This window comes from Xanthomonas sp. NCPPB 2864 (assembly GCF_056675615.1).
Map to the genome: position 1 here is coordinate 1 of NZ_JBWWVS010000015.1, position 18,696 is coordinate 18,696.

The window sequence follows — 18,696 nt, forward strand, 5'->3', positions numbered from 1 at the left end:
GCCTGAATTAAGCCGACCCGCGAAGCGGGTTCGGCTTGAATGAGTTGTTAGGCGTCATCACTCGGACGCCTCAGCGGGGGAAACATAGGGTACGGAATAATGCAGTCTCTGCTTTAAGCATGAACCGTGAGCGCTGAGCACTTGAACGGCGTCCCCCTCAAGCGGCAGAACGATAGGCTGCAGGTCCTGCTCTATCCAAGCTCCGCAGAAGCAGCAGTGATGGTCGCCGCAAATGAGGTCAGACCAAGTTTGGTGCACCGAGAAATCTGCCATGACACCTAACGTTTGACATGAGGGGCGCCCAAAGGCGCTAGCCTTTGGGCGTCTCTCTCGATGGAAAGGTTAAGCGGCACGGGCTACCTTTCAGGGGAGTTTGAGTTGTGAATCGCAGCTCACTCGGTTCATTGGGAACTCGATGAACCGGAGAGCCCCTTTCCGCATGCCCTCGATTCGAGCACGCAGCTTCGTTTCGCCTTCGAGTTGATAGATGACCCGTTGCGGGAAGTCGTGTTGTGGATTCTCGAACACGACCTCGGTCTCACCAAGGCGCAGGAGAGGAAAGACCACTGTTTTCTGCCCTGACGGCATGGCGATGAAAGCCAGTTGTCCGCTTTCCGCAGCTCGGATCTGCATGAACTCAAACTCGACTGTCTTTCCTTGCTTCACCGTGCGGCTCACGCCGAGCAAGGTACCGCCAGCCAAGGGCAGCCAGTGCTCGCCTGAGCCCGGTTCGGCGGTATCGCTTTTCCAGCAGCCCCCAAGCCAAGCCAACTGCGAGATGTCTGCAGCTCTTGCACTTGTGCCCGTGCCAGCGACAAGCACGATTATTACTGCTATGAAGGGCAGAGTATGCATGATGTTTGTGCCACCTAACACCAGAATTAAGCCGACCCGCGAAGCGGGTTCGGCTTGAATGAATTGTTAGGCCGCGCCACCACGATCCCGAGCACGTTTGACCAGGAAATTCGTAGCAACTAGACCAATCACAAAAAAGAGCGCAAGGATAGCCAGCGCTGCGATCACGTAAGCAGTGTCTCCCATTGAGGCTCGATGCTGTCGAAGTGGCCAAGACACGATAAAAATACAAGCGAACCATAGCGCAGTACGAATGCCATAGGTTTGACGCTCTACTGATGGCGTTTGAGCACTGAAAAATCCGCGCCGCCACAGGCCATAGCCCCAAAAAGCTAATGCAACCGCAAGTATCCCCAAAATTGCATGTGCACTCATGAGCGGCCTAACAACTATTCGAAGTCAAAAAGGTGCGTAGCACCGGGGTGTAGTACGTAATCTCTGACCTCCACACCAAGTGCATTCCCATTGGTTTTACCGCGACATCCCGATCGTGGTGCGTGACCACGGTGCGTAAACATGTCGCATTCCCCTGCGGCGACTCATCGCAATGCGACCGTATCATTCCGACCGAACGGCTTCAATGTCTTCGTCTGCATCGGCCGCCAGGCAGCCATCTTCGGCAGCGCCTAGCGGGCGACGGCCTGCCAGGCTGTTGGACCGCGTCCGCGATCGGTTGCAGCGGCTGGGCCGTGCCAAGCGCACCGAGGATGCCTATGTTGGTTGGATTCGGCGCTTCATCCTGGCCAACGACAAACGCCATCCAGAGACGATGGGAGTGCGCGAAGTGGAGGCGTTCCTGACCATGCTGGCGGCGCGCGATGGCGTGGCGCCTTCCACGCAGAATCAGGCACTGGCCGCCTTGCTGTTTCTGTATCGCGAGGTGTTGGGACGCGATCTGTCATGGATGGACGAGATTCAGCGTGCCAAGCGGCCGCGGCGGTTGCCGATCGTCCTGAGTGAGGTGGAGGTCATGGCGGTGCTGGCGCAGATGGAGGGCGTCACGCACTGATGGCGGCACTCCTCTACGGGACCGGCATGCGCTTGATGGAGTGCGTGCGCCTACGCATCAAGGATGTGGATGTTGCGCGCAACGAGATCGTGGTGCGCGATGGCAAGGGTGGGAAGGACCGCCGCACACTGCTGCCGCAGTCATTGCGCGATGCGCTGCAGCTCCAGTTGGACGAAGCCAAGCGCGTGCATGCGCGGGATATGCAGGTGGGCGCAGGTGAGGTCTGGCTTCCGCACGCGCTGCTGCGCAAGTATCCCAATGCAGCGCGTGAGCCAGGATGGCAGTATCTGTTCCCGGCGCCGCGTCGTAGCGTGGATCCGCGCGGGGGTGAGGTTCGCCGCCATCATGTGGACGAGAAGGGTTTGCAGCGTGTGGTGAAGGCGGCCTGTCGGCAGGCAGGGCTGGACAAGCCGGCCAGCTGCCACACGCTACGGCATTCTTTCGCAACCCATCTGCTCGAAGCTGGGTACGACATCCGCACCGTGCAGGAGCTGCTGGGTCACAAGGACGTGGCGACCACCCAGCTCTACACCCATGTGCTGGGGCGAGGCGCGTCGGCGGTGCGCAGCCCGCTCGATCGTCAGCCGCAGGCTTGGCGATAAGTGCTGCTTGCGCGCCTCAGCCGTCCAGCATCGCCTTGTCGCGCACCGCACCCTTATCCGCGCTGGTCGCCAGCAGCGCATACGCCTTCAACGCCGTGGTGACCTTGCGTGGGCGCACTTCCACCGGCTTCCAGCCCTTGGCATCCTGCTCTGCGCGACGAAGAGCAAGTTCCTCGTCCGAGATCAGCAGATTGATCGAACGGTTGGGGATGTCGATCAGGATCTTGTCGCCGTCGCGTACCAGCCCGATCGCGCCGCCCGCCGCCGCTTCCGGTGAGGCGTGGCCGATCGACAGGCCCGAGGTGCCGCCGGAGAAGCGGCCGTCGGTGAGCAGGGCGCATTGCTTGCCCAGGCCCTTGGACTTGAGATAGCTGGTGGGGTAGAGCATTTCCTGCATGCCGGGGCCACCCTTGGGGCCTTCGTAGCGGATCACCACGATGTCGCCGGCTTTCACTTCGTCGGCCAGGATGCCCTTCACTGCCGAATCCTGGCTCTCAAAGACGCGCACATTGCCTTCGAACACGTGGATGGATTCGTCCACGCCCGCGGTCTTCACCACGCAGCCGTCGCGGGCGATATTGCCGTACAGCACGGCCAGGCCGCCCTCCTGCGAGAACGCATGCGCGACATCGCGGATGCAGCCTTCGCTGCGATCGGTGTCCAACGTGTCCCAGCGCGTTGCCTGGCTGAAGGCAATCTGCGTGGGGATGCCGGCCGGGCCGGCCTTGTAGAACGTGTGCACGGTCTCTGCGTCGGTCTGGGTGACATCCCATTGCGCGATGGCATCGGCCAGCGTGCGTGCGTGCACCGTGGCCGCGTTGGTATGCAGCAGGCCGCCACGCGCCAGCTCGCCGAGGATGGCCATGATGCCGCCGGCGCGGTGCACGTCTTCGATGTGGTACTTCGGCGTGTTCGGGGCGACCTTGCACAGCTGCGGCACGCGCTTGGACAGGCGGTCGATATCGCGCATGCCGAATGGCACGTCGCCTTCCTGCGCGGCGGCGAGCAGATGCAGGATGGTGTTGGTCGAGCCGCCCATGGCGATATCCAGCGTCATCGCATTCTCGAACGCTTCGAACGTGGCGATGCCGCGCGGCAGGGCGGTGGGGTCTTCGCCGCCATACCAGCGGTGGCACAGCTCCACCGCCACGCGCCCGGCGCGCAAAAACAATTGCTCGCGGTCGGCATGCGTGGCCACCACGGTGCCGTTGCCCGGCAGCGACAGGCCGAGCGCTTCGGTCAGGCAGTTCATCGAGTTGGCGGTGAACATGCCCGAGCACGAGCCGCAGGTGGGGCAGGCGCTGCGTTCGAACTCGGCCACCTTTTCGTCGGAGGCGCTGTCGTCGGCGGCGATCACCATCGCGTCGATCAGATCGAGCTTGTGTTCGGCCAGCTTGGTCTTGCCGGCTTCCATCGGCCCGCCGGAGACGAACACGGTGGGGATGTTGAGCCGCAGCGCGGCCATCAACATGCCGGGGGTGATCTTGTCGCAGTTGGAAATGCACACCAGCGCGTCGGCGCAATGCGCGTTGACCATGTATTCGACCGAGTCGGCGATGATCTCGCGGCTGGGCAGCGAATACAGCATGCCGTCGTGACCCATGGCGATGCCGTCGTCCACGGCGATGGTGTCGAACTCCTTGGCCACGCCGCCGACGCGTTCGATCTCGCGCGCGACCAGCTGGCCGAGATCCTTCAGATGCACGTGCCCGGGCACGAACTGCGTGAACGAGTTGGCGATGGCGATGATGGGCTTGTGGAAGTCCCCATCCTTCATGCCGGTGGCGCGCCACAGTGCGCGGGCGCCGGCCATGTTGCGGCCGTGGGTGGAGGTTTTGGAGCGGTACTCGGGCATGGCGAATTCGACGGCTGATTGGCGAGCGGTGGCTGGCAATTAGACCGCGTCGTGACTGTTGCTGCTGCAACGGTCGCGGCGCGCTCCGGTGATCCGGCACGGTAGCACGCGGGCCAGGGCACGCCGTGGCGGTGGGGAGGGCGCGCGCCGCGCGCATCGCACAGGCGGCGGCGGAGCGTTCGCGGGCACGGCGCGCGAACACGCGCCTCCCGCTGGTCGGCGTGGCATGTAATGCGATGTAAACGTATGCGGGGCTGCATGCAGTGCCCGGAGTGCGAACCGGAGCGCAGATTGCGCCGTTGCCACACCGGCACCATCGCCGTCAGACCGGTGCGGCAGAGGGGAGCACCACCGCCAAGGATCTCCACCAACGGCACCGCAGGAGGCGCCCATGTCCGACCATCCACACCCACGCCGCACGGCGGCGGCAGCCCCGCATCCCATCGACCAGACGCCGGCAGCAACCGCCGGGATCACCCGCCGTCGCGTGCTGCAGGGCGCAGCCGGCGCGGTGGCACTGGCCGGCCTCGGGTGGGGCGGTCGCGCGGCTGCGCAGAGCGCCACCCTGCCGTTTGCGGGCCTGAACCTGTCGGGCTTGGCCTCCAACAGCTATGTGGAGAATGCGGAGATCGGCACGCACTATCGCGCCATTACCGCACAGCACGTGGCCGCCGCCGGGGCCTGCCCGTTGTTCCGGCTGCCGACCACCGCCGCGCGCTTCACGCGGGGGCAGGGCCTGGCCTTGAACGAGACCTACTGCAGCCAGGTCCAGGATGCGCTGGACCACATCGCCGCCCGCGGCAAGCGCGCCATCGTGGAGCTGCATGACTATATGCGCCTGCCGCAGCGGGTGGCCGTCAAGTCGGGCTATCGGCGCGACGCCAGCGGCACGCTTGTGGATGCGCGCGGCAACCGTATCGACGACCCGGCGGCCGCCGCGGTCTGGGCCGACACCTATCCGCTGCGCAATTTCGGCTACCAGGGCTATTTCGATCGCCGCGATGGGCTGCTCAAGCTGTACGAATACCGCGTGATCGGCACGCCGGGGTGCACGCTCTACAACGCGTCCGGCCTGCCCGACCTGTGGGCACGCATCGTCAACCGGTTCCGGCAGCACCCGGCGGTGTTCGGCTGGGGCGTGATGAACGAGCCCTATCAGGGCGACGAGCGCGCCGCCGACGGCAGCGTGCTGTCGATGGCGGCGCACTGGCAGAACACCGCCACTGCGTGCTGCAAGACCATCATCGATCGCGACCGCGACCACTTCGTGTTCGTGTGCGGCAACGGCTATGCCAGTGCCCGGCTCTGGCAGGAGGATTCGATGGGCCTGTTCGACATCCCCGATCCCTACAACCGCATCGTCTACGAAGCGCACAACTATCTGGACAACAACGGGGCTGGCGGCGGCAACTGGATCGGACCGGGCGGGCGCAACGAAGTGATCCAGCCCGATACCGGCATCATGATGGTGACGCCCTTCATCGACGCCCTGCGGGATGCCGGCAAGCGCGGTTATCTCGGCGAGCACGGCTACCCGGCCGGCAACCGCAGCGCGGAGGTCGCCACCACACGCATGCTGGCCCATCTGCAGGCGAACAATATCCCCAGCACGCAATGGTGCTTCGGCCCCGGTTGGCCGGATGACGACGTGCTCGGCATGAGCCGCGACGTGGGCGCGGACATCCAGGCCAAGAGCAATCTCGCTGCCGTGCAGGCCTTCTTCGACGTGCGCCTGTCCAGCTACATCCCGCCGCGCTAGCCACGCTGCCGCTGCCGGCACGCGGCGGCGGTTTACACTGGCGGCATGCGCAAGAACCTCCCGTGCCGCGCCGGCTGCGCGGCCTGCTGCATCGCGCCGTCGATCAGTTCGGCCATCCCCGGCATGCCGCAAGGCAAGCCGGCGGGCGTGCCCTGCGTGCAGCTCGACGGCCAGGGCCGTTGTCGCCTGTTCGGGTTGCCGACGCGGCCGGCGGTGTGCGCCAGCCTGCGTCCGTCCGAGGACATGTGCGGCGCATCGCGCGCGCAGGCGCTGGCCACGTTGACGGCACTGGAGCACGCCACGCGGCCGTGAGCCGCGGCACGCCTCAGCTGCCGGTGCCCTGCGCCTTGCGGGAGAAGACCCGCTTGATGCCCGTACCCACGGCAAACACGCCCAACAGCACCAGCTTCCAGCCCTTGGCCAGCAACAGGCCCAGCTTGGCGAACAGCCCGGCCTTGGCCGCCAGGCCACCGCCGATCAGGCCGGCCAGCCCATAGCTGGCGATCTTGTCGGTGGACGGGTTGTGGTCGGCATAGCGCGCGCCCTGGTCGAATTCGGTCATCGGCAGCAATTGCTGCATGCCCTGGCGGACCTGTTCGAGCTGGTCCATGCCGGCGACGGCATTGAGGCTGAGGTAGCCGCTGCGGCCGAGCACGCGGATATCGTAGTTGAGCGTGTGCTGCTGGGCGCCATCGAAGCGCAGTTCCTTGGCCCAATAGAGCTTCTTGCTGCCGGCGTCGTACCGCGGCGGCACCGCCCAGCCGAGCAAGTCGACGGTGCCGTAGCCCTGCTCACGGCGCGCGGCGTTGTCTTCGGCGGTGCCCTTCTGCATGTCGGCCAGCAATTCGCTGTAATCGATCTTGGCGGCATCCTCGTCGGACACATAACCGTCGTCGGCATAGGTCACCACCACTGCCCAGCCACCCGGCGCATCCAGCGCGGGTGTGCGCGGCACGATCATGCCCAGCACGCTGTCGTCGGGCGGGTTGCCCCACAGCTGCTCGAGCACGCGGCGCGTGTCGGCCTTGTCCAGGTAGCGGAATGCCGGGTCCAGATCGAAGTGCGCCTTGGCTTGCGGCACGTCGATGTGGCCGTTGCGGTACTGCAGGGCAGACAGCACCTGCGCTTCGTCGACGGCGTCGGCTGGAATGGCCAGCAGCGACTGGCTCGCGATCAGCAGGCAGGCGGCCAGCAGGCTGCGCAGGGCAAAACGCGTATGCATCGGGTCGAATCCATTCGAGGGCAGCGTCCCCACGCCGCAGGGCGCCGATCTTGCCATGCCTGCGTAGGGCGGACAACGGCTCAGCTGGTGCCGACGGTGCCCAGGTACTGGTCCTTGAGCCGCACATAATGCTGTGCGGAGTAATGCAGGCTTTCGATTTCCTTGTCGCTGAGCGTGCGGGCCAGCCGTGCGGGATTGCCCAGCCACAATTCGCCTTCGCCAACGATCTTGCCCGGGCCGACGACCGCCCCGGCGCCGACAAAGCCGTAGCGTTTGACGGTGGCGCCGTCGAGCACGCAGGCGCCCATGCCGATCAGGCACAGGTCTTCGATGGTGCAGGCATGCAGGATGGTGCCGTGGCCGACCGTGACGTCGGCGCCGATCACGGTCGGGTAGCCGGCCTTGTTGAACGGGCTATGGTGGCTGACGTGGATGATGGTGCCGTCCTGCACGTTGGTGCGTGCGCCGATCTGTACATGATTGACGTCGCCGCGAATCACCGTGCCCGGCCACACCGACACGTCATCGCCCAGGCTCACCTTGCCGATGATGGTGCAGGCAGGATCGACATAGACGCGTGCGCCCAGTTGCGGGGTGTGTTCCAGGAACGAGCGAATCGGGGTCACGATGATCTCCGGCATGGGGCGTGCCGCCCGGTGCGGGCACGGCCTGCATGATAGCCGCCGGTGGTGGCTGCGGCGGGGCTCAGGCACAGCGGTGGAGCGCATTTGCGCACGTAGCGCGCTGACGCCGGAGCCGGTGGCTGCATGGTCGTCAACCTGGGAGCGTCCAGCCAACCCGTGATCGACTGGACGGCCATGGCCGGAACGTACCCAACGGGGCTGGGGAACACTGGATGGGCCGCGCTACTGGGCGGCGCGGTGTCGGGGATCGATCTGCTGGTTGCACAGACAGGTCTGGTGGTGCGGCGCGACTGAGCGATGGCCGCCGCCTTGCCGGGCGGCGGCCATTGAAATCGTTATAGGGGCAAGATGTCCCAACAACCGGAGACCGCAACATGCAAGCCCGTCGATTGATGCTGATTACCACCCTGACCCTGGGGTTATCGATGAACCACCCATCCGCAGCGCAAAATCGTCCTTCCGTCCCCGCAGTGCCTGATGCCGGCACGTCACAGCAGGTCCCGGAAGGTCGGCCCATCGTCCCGGAGTGGACTCATCTCGGCATGTCGATGCGGGCGCTGGAGCGCGCCTACATCGAATCGTATGAGCAGTCCGGATTCCGGTTGGTCAGCCGCCATGTGTCGCCGCCGCCAGGCGACTGGTTGATCGAGCTCGTGTTCCAGTTGAAGAGTGCGCCGAAGGGACCCGGAGCGCCTGGCACCACGCTGCGCATCGCTGGCCCCCGATGCCCATGCGGCGTGAGCAGGCTAGACTTCACGTGGGCTGACTACAGTAGTTCCGATCTGGCGGCGTCCGCACGCGGACAACGTCTTCTCATCAAAGCCGATGCCGCTGCGCTGGCAAAGGTCCGGCAACGGTTGGGGGTAAGCTTGCCCCCTATTGATATGCCCACACCTCCAGACTCACACAAGAGCACTGCATCGCCTCTCGCCGAATGATCCTGGCGTCCACCTGACCCCGGCGTTTCTCATCCACGGCGCATCTCGCCGCACAAATTTAGTCAGAAAGCGAGACAGTCGGCGACACGCCTCGTACCGGCATGTCGCCGCGAGCCCTGGAACGCGCCGGCCACTCCGCGGACTGTTTCTTTACCGGCACCGACACGTTCACCTACGTGGTCAACGATGGCAAAGCCAATTCCAACATCGCGACGGTCACGGTCACGGTGCTGGGCCCGAACCTGCCGCCGCTTGCGTTCGACGATGTGGTGGACCTCAAGGAGAACGGTTCGGTACAGATCGACCCAACCGCCAACGACTGGGATATCAACGGTGACGACCTGAAGGCCATGCTGGTCTGCGGCCCGAGCCACGGTCGCCTGTCGCTCAATCCGGACGGTACCTATACGTACACACCGGATGCCAACTGGTACGGCCTGGACGGCTTTACCTATCAGGCGTTCGACGGTCAGTACCGCTCGAACCCGGCAATGGTCTGGATCCGCGTGGCGCCTGTAAACCAGGCGCCGGTGGCAGCTGTGGATGCCTTCACCGTACGTGCCGGCGTGGCAACGCGCCTGGACGTGCTCGCCAACGACAGCGATGTCGACGGCCTGACCGCGAAGCTCGCCACCTCGCCGAAGAACGGCACGCTTACCCGCAACCGCGACGGCAGCTTCAGCTATACCGCGAAGTCCGGCTTTGTCGGGACCGATACGTTCACGTACGTGGCAACCGATGGCGCACTCGACTCCAGGCCGGTCACCGTCAGCATCACGGTACTGGCGCCAAACCGTGCGCCCGTGGCCAAGGACGACAAGGCCACCACCATGGCCGGTGCCGCCGTGCGCATCGATGTGCTCGGCAACGACAGCGATGCCGACGGCGACCGCCTCGCCGCCCTGCTCGTCTGCGCTCCGTCCCATGGCAAGTTGTCGCTCAACGCCGATGGCAGCTACACCTACACGCCCGACAAGGGCTGGTACGGCACCGACAGCTTCAGCTACCGGGCGACCGACGGCGATGCCCAGTCCGGCGTGGCGATGGTCAGCATCACGGTGCAGAAGGTGAACCGCGCACCCACCGCCCAGAGCGCCTCGTTCCAGGTGCAAAAGGACGGCAGCGTGCGGATCGACTTCGACTGCCTGGTCAACGACCCGGACGGCGACGCGCTGACGCTGAGCCTCACCAATCCGTCGAAGGGTTCACTGACGCGCAACCGGGACGGCAGCTATACGTATCGTCCGAAGAGCGGCTTCATCGGTACCGACACGTTCACCTACTCGGTCAGCGACGGCAAGCTGACCGCCAGCGCGAGAATCACCCTGGTGGTGTCGAAGAACCCGCCCCGCGACAATGCGATGAGCATTGTTGTCGGTGCGTCGGCCTCTGCCGGAAGCGTCCAGGGCGGTGGCTACATCGTCGTCAACCTCGGGGCGTCTAGCCAACCCGTGATCGACTGGACGGCCACGGCCGGAACGTACTCAACGGCACTAGGAAACACTGTATGGGCCGCACTGCTGGGCGGCACGGTGTCCGGATCGATCTGCTGGTTGCACAGACAGGTCTGGTGGTACGGCGCGACTGAGCGATGGCCGCCGCCCCCGCTGGGCGGCGGCCATTGAAATTGTTATAGGGGGCAAGATGTCCAAACAACCGGAGACCGCAACATGCAAGCCCGTCGATTGATGCTGATTACCACCCTGACCTTGGGAATACTGATGAATTACCCGTCCGCAGCGTATAGTCCTGTCGTGACCGAAACTCCCCACGGCGGCATGTCGCGAGAGGCCCTGGAACGTGCCTACATCGAGTCTTACGAGCAATCTGGGTTCCGCCTCGCTAGCAGCAAAAAGTATTCAAATCAGTATGGTTCCTGGAGCACCGTATTGGAGTTCCAGTTAAAGAGTGCACCAGAAGCGCTGGGTGCGCCCGGCACTACTCTGGTCATCTCGGGTAGTAACGCGCCAAGGTGTCAGCCATGCAACCTGAGCAGGGAAACTTTCAGGGCGCCCGACGAGCACAGCTCTGATCCGGCAATCTTCGCGCGGGGGCAGCGCGTTCTCATCAAAGCCGATACGGATGCGCTGGCAAAGGTGCGGAAACGATTGGGCGTGAGCTTGCCCGCCATGGATATGCCCACACCCTGATACTGTCCTTTCTAATGAGACACGTGCTACCCCCTTGGCAGCAATGGCTGGTGGTGACAACGGCCTAGCCGAGTCAGGCCGCCTGTAGCGCTTCACATTAATATCCTGGCGTACGTCTCCAGCGTCCAATGGGCTACAGCCCGACGGCAGCTCGGAGAACCCCTTGCGCATTGCCGGCGCCGATCGAGTCTCGGTGCGTAGGCCTCGGTGCGTCGGCCTCTGCCGGAAGCGTCCAGGCCGGTGGCTACATCGTCGTCAATCTGGGCACGTCCAGCCAACCCGTGATCGACTGGACGGCCACGGCGGGAACATACCCGACGGGGTTGGGGAACACTGGATGGGCCGCGCTACTGGGCGGGGCGGTGTCCGGGATCGATCTGCTGGTTGCACAGACAGGTCTGGTGGTGCGGCGCGACTGAGCGATGGCCGCCGCCCCCGACGGGCGGCGGCCATTGAAATCGTTATAGGGGGCAAGATGTCCCAAGAACTGGAGACCACCACGTGCAAGCCCGTCGACTGCTTATTATCGCCACCCTGACAATGGGGCTACTGATGAACTACCCATCCGCTGCGACTAGTCCTGCCTATAGCGGAACACTCCACGTCGGCATGTCGCGGAAAACGCTAGAAAGCGCCTACATTTCGGCTTACGAACAATCTGGGTTTCGCCTCGCCAGCCGCAAGGAGTATTTGAATCGGTTAGGCACATGGAACACAGTACTTGAATTTCAGTTGAGCAGTGTGCCGAAGGGGCCGAATGCACCGGGCTCTACGTTGATGATCTCGGGCATTGATTCAGGGTGTCCGTGCGAGGTGACCAGGGAAACTCTCAGGGGGCTGGACCCAGATAGTCCCGATCCGAAGGCACGTTTCCGGGGATTTGGTGTTGTCATCAAAGCCGAAACAGCTGCATTGAGAAAGGTTAAGGAACGGTTGGGGGTGAGCTTGCCCGAAATGGGTATGCCCACACCCTGAAGCTACTGCTCCAAGACACGCGCTATCCCTCGGCAGCAACGTGGGATGGTGCGCTAACGGTGACAATGGCCTTGGCGAGTCATCGTAATCGCCGGGGTTAAGCCCGAAGCGCAGCCATGAACGTTGCCGGCGCACGGCTGGTGAAGAAGGCGCCGCTAACGTGGGAGTGATCCACGCGAGCGGAGCAAGCAAAGCTTCGAGAGATCCTGTGCGGACATTCCCGATCCTTCGGCAGTTGCACGGGTTTCGACACATCGTCGATTTTCAGTTCGGTACCAACGCGTTCACCTACCCGGTGAGCGACGGCAAGCTGACCGCCACTGCGAGCATCACTCTGTTAAGTTCCAGGAACCTGCCTTGCGACAATGCGATGAGCATCGTCATCAGTGCGTCAGCATATTCCGGGAGTGTCAGGCAATAGGTTTTTTCTTGGTTGTGCAATGACGCGCCCGCAGGGCACAGCCAGTGCACGGCCACTGCACAGCGGTGTGAGGAAGCATGGGATTGGCCTTCAGCGTTGCATGCGCTGCGTCACCATGGCATCGGCTGCCGCATGCATGGTTGCTTGGTCGGACAGAGAGATCGGCACGGCGCCTGGCATGCCCCAGCTTTTCTATGCGGCATTGCAGGAGCTGTCGTAGGTCACTGATCGCGCTTGCAGTAGGAGCGTGTGACAAGGCACGCATTCGCCGGATTGCCGAACGCGCGGGTGCCCAGGCGAAGCGCTTGCCCGTGGCGTCCGATAAACGCACAGCACTGTGGTAATCCGGATTGAACGATGTCTGCGATGGACCTAGCGTGCGTGAAGTCGCGCTGGTCGTTGTCGCGCAGCGCGAAGTTGGTTTCCTGGTGGTCGCCGTCATCGTGGCGGCGGATAGATTCATGTCGATGCAAGGCCACCATGCGTCCCTGTCTGCAATACACACGCTCGTCTTCCCGCAGGAAACTCCGATGCTACAACGTACCTCAACACCTGCACCCTTCGTACTGCAACGCATGACGCGGTTTCAGTGGAGGGCGGTGGCGGTGTGCGTGTTGCTGACCATGCTCGATGGCTTCGATGTGATGGCGATGGCCTTCACCGCCCCGCATGTGTCGGCGCAGTGGCAGTTGTCGGGCAAGCTGCTCGGGGCCTTGTTCAGTGCCGGCCTGGTCGGCATGGCGGTGGGATCGTTGCTGTTGGCGCCGCTGGCCGACCGCATCGGGCGGCGCGCGACGATCCTGGCATGCCTGGCGATTTTGACCGTGGGCATGGGCGCCTCGGCGCTGGCCACCGGGGTGTGGCAACTCGGCGCGTTGCGTGCATTTACCGGGATCGGCATCGGCGGCATGCTGGCCTGCGTTGCGGTCATCGCTGCCGAATATTCCACCGCCCAGTGGCGCAGCACGGCACTGGCGCTGCAGGCCACCGGTTATCCGATCGGCGCGACGCTGGGCGGCGCGATCGCAGCACTGCTGTTGCAGCACTGGTCCTGGCACGCGGTGTTCGTGCTCGGCGCGCTCGGGTCGCTGCTGTGTGTGCCCTTGGTGCTGGCGTTTTTGCCCGAGTCGTTGGAATTTCTGATCGCGCGTCGCCCACCCAACGCAGGCGCACGCTTCAACGCAGTGCTTGCGCGTATGGGCATGCCGCCGCAGGCGGTACTGCCGTCACCGCCGCCGCATGGCTCCGGTCGGGCGCGGGGCTATGCGGCCTTGTTCGTGCCGGCATTGCGGCGGCAGTCGCTGTTGATCGCGCTGGCGTTCTTTCTGCTGATGTTTGCGTTCTATTTCGTGCTCAGCTGGACTCCGAAGCTGCTGGTCGTGGCCGGCTTGTCGGCAGAGCAGGGCGTGACCGGTGGCGTGTTGTTGAATCTGGGCGGGATCGCCGGCGGTGCGATCTTCAGCGCGCTGGCCGCGCGTGCGCGGCTGTCGTGGCTGACCGCCGGTGTGCTGGGGCTGTCGGCGCTGGCGCTGCTGGCCTTTGGCTGGTACAGCACGGTGCTGGGTTGGGCGTTCGTCATTGCGGTGCTGAGCGGCGCGGCGCTGTTTGCCGCCATCGCCGGGCTGTATGCGGTGGCGCCGGTGGTCTTCACGGCGGCGGTGCGTTCCACCGGCATGGGCTGGGCGATCGGGGTGGGCCGCTTCGGTGCGATCGCCTCGCCGCTGTGCGTGGGCGTGCTGGTGGATGCGGGCTGGTCGCCGGCGGCCCTGTACCTGGCCTGCAGCGTGCCGCTGCTGCTCGCGGCCATCGCCGTGCTGGGCATGCGCCTGCCGGCGCGCTGAACTGCTCAGCCGGCGGTCGCCGCGCGGCGCGAGCGAGTTCTACCGGACCAAAGAAATCCTGCGCACTGCCGATAACCCGACAGACCCTCCATCGTCGTGGCGGGCTCTTCCGCGGACCATTTGCAGATCAGCGCCGGCATGCTCAGAACCATCGATTCAGACCAACTCCGCCCCGGCATGTATGTCTACAAGCTGCTGGGCGCGTGGGTGCACCACCCGTTCTGGAAGACCTCGTTCCTGGTCGATTCGGACGACGTGGAGAAGATCCATGGCAGCCGGATCGAGCAACTGGTGATCGACACCGCGCGTGGCCTGGACCTGGACACGGCAGCGCCGGACGCGCCCGATCCGCAGCCTGAGCCGGAGCAACCGCCGCCGCCGGCACCGGAATCCCCGGAGCCGGCCACCGCCACGCGCACCGCGCGGACCAATAGCGTCACCGCGCAGGTCGGCATCGAGTCCGAAGTGGTGCGCGCACGCAAGATCTTCGAAGACGGCCGCGATACGGTCGAGGCGATGTTCCGCGATGTGCGGCTTGGCCGCACCGTCGACACCGAGGCGGCGATGCCGCTGGTGGAGGCCATTAACGATTCGGTCCTGCGGCATCCGCAGGCCTTGATCAGCGTGGCAAGGCTCAAGACCGCCGACGACTACACCTATCTGCATTCGATGGCGGTGGCCGGCCTGATGAGCGGGCTGGCGCGCCAGCTCGGTCTGCCTGAAGGGCAGGTCGTCGAGGCGGCCATGGGCGGCCTGCTGCACGACATGGGCAAGGCGGTGACGCCGCTGGACATCCTCAACAAGCCCGGCAAGCTCACCGACGAAGAGATGGCGATCATGCGCCAGCACCCGCTGGACGGTCATCGTCTGCTGGTGGCCGGCGGGGTGCAGAACGCGGTGGTGCTGGAGATCGCGTTGCACCACCACGAGAAAATGGACGGTAGCGGCTACCCGAACCGCTTGGCGGGCGAGAACATCGCGCTGATGTCGCGGATGGGCGCGGTGTGCGATGTGTACGACGCCATCAGCTCGGACCGCCCCTACAAGCGCGGCTGGGATCCGGCCGAATCGCTCAAGCGCATGGCGTCGTGGCAGGGGCACTTCGACCCGGTGGTGTTCCAGGCCTTCGTGCGCCGGCTGGGGATTTATCCGGTCGGCTCGTTGGTGCGGCTGGAGTCGCAGAAACTGGCGGTGGTGATCGAGCAGACCCCCGATGCGCTGCTCAAGCCCAAGGTGCGCGTGTTCTATTCGGCCAAGCTGCGCAGCCATGTGCTGGTGCAGGACATCGACCTGTCGCGCCCGGACTGCCAGGACCGCATCGCGCAGATGGAAAGCCCCTCGGACTGGGGCTTCCGCGATCTTGAGAAACTCTGGCTGCCGTAATCCGTAACCCGTAACCCGTAACCCGTAACCCGTAACCCGCTGGCCACAGGCCGCACATGTGCACCCGGCCTAGCCGGTGCGGAGATGCGCTGGGCGAGTGGGCTGGGTCCGCAGGCGTCGTCCGGCGACGGCCGCAGCCTTGCCGTCGTGATTGCCACCACCGCTGCCAGGCCCGGCATACCGCGCACACCTGTGCCCGGCGTGCCTGTCACAGGCGGTTGCCACCATGCCCGCCAGGCCTATCGGCCCGCCGAGTCAGCCTGGCGAGCGCGACCATGCTGCGCTGCAGCTTGGCAATGTAGTTATGATCCATAACTATTCCGGAACGCAATCACTTGCCGACCCCGGATCCCATGTCGCAGCCGTGCCTGGATGACCGTCGCTTCCCACACCTGCGTGCCGCCGCATGCGGCCGTCATGTGCTGGCGCTGGACTGGCACCAGCCTGTGGCGACCTGCCTGCACGGCGGTGCCACGCGCTCGGCGGCCACGCCCACATCGGCATGCCTGCGCGCGTCTACAATGCAGCTCACGCCGCGGATCGGCGTTGCGGGCGGTGAGCGTTGCGCGCACCGGTCCGCCTGTCGTCTTCGCTGCGAGAACCGTCATGTCCGTCACTGCCACTGCCGTACCGCTGCCGGATGCCGTCACTACGGTGGATCAGGCACGCCTGCTGCGGCTGCTGGGCTACCGCATCACCCGCACCGAGTTGCTGGTGCGGCGGATGTTTCAGGACTGCGTGGCTGCGTTCGACCTCAAGCCGGTCGACTTCTCGCTGCTGATGCTGGTGGACGGCAACCCGGGCATCAACCAGCGCCAGATCGGCGACGTGCTGCACGTGTCGGCGCCCAACCTGGCGATCGTGGTGGCACGCTTGGTCAAGCGCCGCCTGCTGCGGCAGGTGCGTGGACGCCAGGACCGACGCATGCAGCATCTGTCGCTGACCAGCGCCGGCGTGACCCTGCTGAGCGCTGCCGAGGCCGAAGTGCTGCGCATGGAGCAGCAGCTCAGCGTGGTGCTGGGCAGCAGCGAGGCGCCGTTGCTGCGCGCACTCGACCGGCTGGACCGTCTGGACACCGTGTAATCCGCCGCTGCCGTGCAGGCGCACGGCCAGCTTTCCTGTTGACCTGCGCACGCGCCGTTGCCGGCGTGTCGATCGCGCCTGCCTGACCGTTGTCCCGCCGCAGTTCCCGCTGTTCCTCCCAATGCTGGAGATGTTCGCAGTGAGCTATCGATCGGTCCTGTCTGGGTTGTCTTCCCGCGCGTCGGCACTGCGCCGTGCAGCGCTTGGCATGCTGTCGCTGCTTGCTGCCGGCACGGCCGGCGCACAGAGCCTGCCGCAGAGTACGACGCTGACCAACGGCATCAATACCGGCGGCACCAGCTATCTGGACGGCTTCACCCGCACCACGCCCGGCTGGGCGGTGGTCACCTATCTGCGTCAGAGCTCACTGGACGCGATCAAGGATTCGCGCGGCAACGACGTGCCGGTGTTCGACCGCCCACGCATCGATTCGACCCTGCTGCTGACCCAGGTCGCCTATGTCACCCCGTACACGCTCTTCGGCGGCGCAGTGGGCATCAACACGCTGCTGCCGCTGATCAATCTGGATGCCTCGTTCGGGCGCAACAGCATTGCCAGCTTGCGCGACAACGGCGCCGGCGTGGGCGACCTGACCTTTGGCCCGTATCTGCAGATGCTGCCGGTGATCCGCAATGGCAGGCCGGTGTTTTCGCAGCGCTTCGAAATCGATGCGATCGCGCCGATCGGCAAGTTCGACCGCGATCGCGACCTCAATCAGGGCGCCGGCTACTGGTCGCTGGTGCCGCAATATGCGTTCACCGTGTTCCCGACATCCAACTGGGAAGTCAGCGCACGCATCAACTACATCTACAACTTTCGCAGCGAGCGCCGGCCGAACCTGCCACCGGGCTTCGAGTTCCGCAACGGCCAGGCCGGCGACGCGGGCTGGATCAACTTCGCCACCTCCTGGGAAGTGGTACCCGACATCCGGCTTGGCGTGAATGCCTATTACCTCACCCAGTTCCGCGACAACCGCACCAATGGGCAGCGTGTGGCCGACACCCGCCAGAGCGTGTTCTATGCCGGCCCCGGCGGCGTGTGGCGGATGGATGCCAACAACATGCTGTTTGCCAATGTGTATCTGCCGGTGGAGGTCAAGAACGCCGCCTCCGGCAACAACGTCAACCTGCAGTACGTCCATGTGTTCTAGCGCCGGCACGGCCGGCCTCTTCGGAGAGTGGCAATGAATTTGCAGAACAAGACCATCGTGGTCACTGGCGTGGCATCGGGCATCGGTGCCGAAGTCGCGCGTCTGGCCCGCTTTCATGGCGCCACGGTGATCGGCGTCGATCGCACGCCGGTGCAGATGTCGCTGCACGGGTTCCACCAGGCCGATCTCGGCGATCCGGCGTCCATCGATGCGCTGGTGCAGGCCTTGCCGGCGCGTATCGATGCGCTGGCCAATGTGGCTGGCGTCCCCGGTACCGCGCCGCTGGAGGTGGTGGCACGCGTCAACTATCTGGGCCTGCGCCATTTGAGTCAGGCGCTGCTGCCGCGTCTCACGCCCGGCGGTTCCATCATCGATGTGGCTTCCATCCTGGGCGCCGAGTGGCCGCAGCGCCTGGAACTGCACAAGCAACTGGCTGCCACCGACAGCTTTGCGTCTGGCGATGCATGGCTGCAGGCGCATCCGGTGGCGCACGACACCTGCTACCAGTACTTCAAGGAAGCGCTGATCGTCTGGACGCTGCTGCAGTCGCGGCCCTGGTTCGCCGAGCACGGCGTGCGCGTCAATAACGTTTCGCCGGGGCCGGTGTTTACGCCGATTCTTGGCGATTTCGTCACCATGCTCGGCGAGGAGCGCGTCAAGGAAGATGCCAAGCGCATGACGCGGCCGGCGTATGCCGACGAGGTGGCGGAGGCCATCGTGTTTCTCGCCTCCGATGCGGCGCGCTGGATCAACGGCATCACCCTGCCGGTCGATGGCGGGCTGGCGTCCACCACTCTGTAACACCACCC

The 18,696-nt window shown here is 64.8% G+C and carries 18 protein-coding genes and 1 pseudogene; 13 read left to right on the forward strand and 6 right to left on the reverse strand.

Going from position 1 to position 18,696, the window contains the following annotated elements:
- Positions 1-363: 363 nt before the first annotated feature.
- Positions 364-855 (reverse strand): DUF6265 family protein, encoded by a 492-nt coding sequence (locus AC1KVE_RS19745; protein WP_184457894.1) that lies wholly within the window; start codon positions 853-855, stop codon positions 364-366.
- Positions 856-921: 66 nt separating this feature from the next.
- Positions 922-1,230 (reverse strand): hypothetical protein, encoded by a 309-nt coding sequence (locus AC1KVE_RS19750; protein ID WP_435014251.1) that lies wholly within the window; start codon positions 1,228-1,230, stop codon positions 922-924.
- A 205-nt stretch (positions 1,231-1,435) separates the two neighbouring features.
- Between AC1KVE_RS19750 and AC1KVE_RS19755 the strand changes: the two are divergent.
- Positions 1,436-2,466: pseudogene (locus tag AC1KVE_RS19755) on the forward strand (integron integrase).
- 16 nt (positions 2,467-2,482) lie between these two features.
- Here the strand turns inward: AC1KVE_RS19755 and ilvD are convergent.
- Entirely contained in the window at positions 2,483-4,321 is a 1,839-nt protein-coding gene (gene ilvD / locus AC1KVE_RS19760) for a dihydroxy-acid dehydratase (protein ID WP_184457896.1), read from the reverse strand.
- A 391-nt stretch (positions 4,322-4,712) separates the two neighbouring features.
- Between ilvD and AC1KVE_RS19765 the strand changes: the two genes are divergently transcribed.
- Both AC1KVE_RS19765 and AC1KVE_RS19770 read left to right on the forward strand, forming a co-directional pair.
- Positions 4,713-6,080, forward strand: coding sequence for a glycoside hydrolase family 5 protein (locus AC1KVE_RS19765; RefSeq protein WP_126965403.1), 1,368 nt, complete (start codon positions 4,713-4,715; stop codon positions 6,078-6,080).
- A 45-nt stretch (positions 6,081-6,125) separates the two neighbouring features.
- Positions 6,126-6,392 carry a YkgJ family cysteine cluster protein gene (locus AC1KVE_RS19770; protein ID WP_039513263.1) on the forward strand — a complete coding sequence of 89 codons (267 nt, stop codon included), beginning with the start codon at positions 6,126-6,128 and terminating at the stop codon, positions 6,390-6,392.
- Positions 6,393-6,405: 13 nt separating this feature from the next.
- Here the strand turns inward: AC1KVE_RS19770 and AC1KVE_RS19775 are convergent, their stop codons facing one another.
- Positions 6,406-7,302, reverse strand: a complete 897-nt coding sequence (locus tag AC1KVE_RS19775) for a DUF2167 domain-containing protein (RefSeq protein ID WP_046345395.1) — start codon at positions 7,300-7,302, stop codon at positions 6,406-6,408.
- 80 nt (positions 7,303-7,382) lie between these two features.
- Positions 7,383-7,928: a gamma carbonic anhydrase family protein gene (locus tag AC1KVE_RS19780; protein ID WP_167763553.1), complete on the reverse strand. Its 546-nt coding sequence runs from the start codon at positions 7,926-7,928 to the stop codon at positions 7,383-7,385.
- Positions 7,929-8,069: 141 nt separating this feature from the next.
- Here AC1KVE_RS19780 and AC1KVE_RS19785 point away from each other — a divergent pair, with 141 nt between their 5' ends.
- The 5 genes from AC1KVE_RS19785 (at position 8,070) to AC1KVE_RS19805 (ending at position 12,009) form a co-directional block, all read left to right on the forward strand.
- Positions 8,070-8,240 (forward strand): hypothetical protein, encoded by a 171-nt coding sequence (locus AC1KVE_RS19785; RefSeq protein ID WP_155412948.1) that lies wholly within the window; start codon positions 8,070-8,072, stop codon positions 8,238-8,240.
- A gap of 80 nt (positions 8,241-8,320) precedes the next feature.
- The gene (locus AC1KVE_RS19790) at positions 8,321-8,884 is read left to right on the forward strand and encodes a hypothetical protein (RefSeq protein ID WP_146093122.1); all 564 of its coding nucleotides are present in this window, start codon (positions 8,321-8,323) and stop codon (positions 8,882-8,884) included.
- A gap of 101 nt (positions 8,885-8,985) precedes the next feature.
- Positions 8,986-10,509, forward strand: a complete 1,524-nt coding sequence (locus AC1KVE_RS19795; RefSeq protein WP_184457898.1) for an Ig-like domain-containing protein — start codon at positions 8,986-8,988, stop codon at positions 10,507-10,509.
- Between the two features lie 45 nt (positions 10,510-10,554).
- Positions 10,555-11,034 carry a hypothetical protein gene (locus AC1KVE_RS19800; RefSeq protein WP_146093121.1) on the forward strand — a complete coding sequence of 160 codons (480 nt, stop codon included), beginning with the start codon at positions 10,555-10,557 and terminating at the stop codon, positions 11,032-11,034.
- 552 nt (positions 11,035-11,586) lie between these two features.
- Positions 11,587-12,009, forward strand: coding sequence for a hypothetical protein (locus tag AC1KVE_RS19805; protein WP_184457900.1), 423 nt, complete (start codon positions 11,587-11,589; stop codon positions 12,007-12,009).
- A 642-nt stretch (positions 12,010-12,651) separates the two neighbouring features.
- Here AC1KVE_RS19805 and AC1KVE_RS19810 read toward each other — a convergent pair.
- On the reverse strand, positions 12,652-12,912 hold the full coding sequence (locus tag AC1KVE_RS19810; protein ID WP_184457902.1) for a hypothetical protein: 261 nt from the start codon (positions 12,910-12,912) through the stop codon (positions 12,652-12,654).
- 48 nt (positions 12,913-12,960) lie between these two features.
- Between AC1KVE_RS19810 and AC1KVE_RS19815 the strand changes: the two genes are divergently transcribed.
- From AC1KVE_RS19815 to AC1KVE_RS19835, 5 genes are all read left to right on the forward strand, one after another.
- Entirely contained in the window at positions 12,961-14,271 is a 1,311-nt protein-coding gene (locus AC1KVE_RS19815; RefSeq protein ID WP_184457905.1) for an MFS transporter, read from the forward strand.
- A 138-nt stretch (positions 14,272-14,409) separates the two neighbouring features.
- Entirely contained in the window at positions 14,410-15,654 is a 1,245-nt protein-coding gene (locus AC1KVE_RS19820; protein ID WP_481092957.1) for an HD-GYP domain-containing protein, read from the forward strand.
- 606 nt (positions 15,655-16,260) lie between these two features.
- Entirely contained in the window at positions 16,261-16,737 is a 477-nt protein-coding gene (locus AC1KVE_RS19825; protein WP_065033065.1) for a MarR family winged helix-turn-helix transcriptional regulator, read from the forward strand.
- 121 nt (positions 16,738-16,858) lie between these two features.
- Entirely contained in the window at positions 16,859-17,887 is a 1,029-nt protein-coding gene (locus tag AC1KVE_RS19830; RefSeq protein WP_481092956.1) for a SphA family protein, read from the forward strand.
- Positions 17,888-17,920: 33 nt separating this feature from the next.
- Complete coding sequence (locus tag AC1KVE_RS19835; protein ID WP_481093102.1) at positions 17,921-18,688, forward strand: coniferyl-alcohol dehydrogenase; 768 nt, start codon at positions 17,921-17,923, stop codon at positions 18,686-18,688.
- Positions 18,689-18,696 lie beyond the last annotated feature (8 nt).

Excerpts from the sequence above, each read along its gene's own strand:
- AC1KVE_RS19745 (WP_184457894.1), bottom strand. The coding sequence starts at position 855 with ATGCATACTCTGCCCTTCATAGCAGTAATAATCGTGCTTGTCGCTGGC.
- AC1KVE_RS19750 (WP_435014251.1), bottom strand. The coding sequence starts at position 1,230 with ATGAGTGCACATGCAATTTTGGGGATACTTGCGGTTGCATTAGCTTTT.
- ilvD (WP_184457896.1), bottom strand. The coding sequence starts at position 4,321 with ATGCCCGAGTACCGCTCCAAAACCTCCACCCACGGCCGCAACATGGCC.
- AC1KVE_RS19765 (WP_126965403.1), top strand. The coding sequence starts at position 4,713 with ATGTCCGACCATCCACACCCACGCCGCACGGCGGCGGCAGCCCCGCAT.
- AC1KVE_RS19770 (WP_039513263.1), top strand. The coding sequence starts at position 6,126 with ATGCGCAAGAACCTCCCGTGCCGCGCCGGCTGCGCGGCCTGCTGCATC.
- AC1KVE_RS19775 (WP_046345395.1), bottom strand. The coding sequence starts at position 7,302 with ATGCATACGCGTTTTGCCCTGCGCAGCCTGCTGGCCGCCTGCCTGCTG.
- AC1KVE_RS19785 (WP_155412948.1), top strand. The coding sequence starts at position 8,070 with ATGGTCGTCAACCTGGGAGCGTCCAGCCAACCCGTGATCGACTGGACG.
- AC1KVE_RS19790 (WP_146093122.1), top strand. The coding sequence starts at position 8,321 with ATGCAAGCCCGTCGATTGATGCTGATTACCACCCTGACCCTGGGGTTA.
- AC1KVE_RS19795 (WP_184457898.1), top strand. The coding sequence starts at position 8,986 with ATGTCGCCGCGAGCCCTGGAACGCGCCGGCCACTCCGCGGACTGTTTC.
- AC1KVE_RS19800 (WP_146093121.1), top strand. The coding sequence starts at position 10,555 with ATGCAAGCCCGTCGATTGATGCTGATTACCACCCTGACCTTGGGAATA.
- AC1KVE_RS19805 (WP_184457900.1), top strand. The coding sequence starts at position 11,587 with ATGAACTACCCATCCGCTGCGACTAGTCCTGCCTATAGCGGAACACTC.
- AC1KVE_RS19810 (WP_184457902.1), bottom strand. The coding sequence starts at position 12,912 with ATGGTGGCCTTGCATCGACATGAATCTATCCGCCGCCACGATGACGGC.
- AC1KVE_RS19815 (WP_184457905.1), top strand. The coding sequence starts at position 12,961 with ATGCTACAACGTACCTCAACACCTGCACCCTTCGTACTGCAACGCATG.
- AC1KVE_RS19820 (WP_481092957.1), top strand. The coding sequence starts at position 14,410 with ATGCTCAGAACCATCGATTCAGACCAACTCCGCCCCGGCATGTATGTC.
- AC1KVE_RS19825 (WP_065033065.1), top strand. The coding sequence starts at position 16,261 with ATGTCCGTCACTGCCACTGCCGTACCGCTGCCGGATGCCGTCACTACG.
- AC1KVE_RS19830 (WP_481092956.1), top strand. The coding sequence starts at position 16,859 with ATGCTGGAGATGTTCGCAGTGAGCTATCGATCGGTCCTGTCTGGGTTG.
- AC1KVE_RS19835 (WP_481093102.1), top strand. The coding sequence starts at position 17,921 with ATGAATTTGCAGAACAAGACCATCGTGGTCACTGGCGTGGCATCGGGC.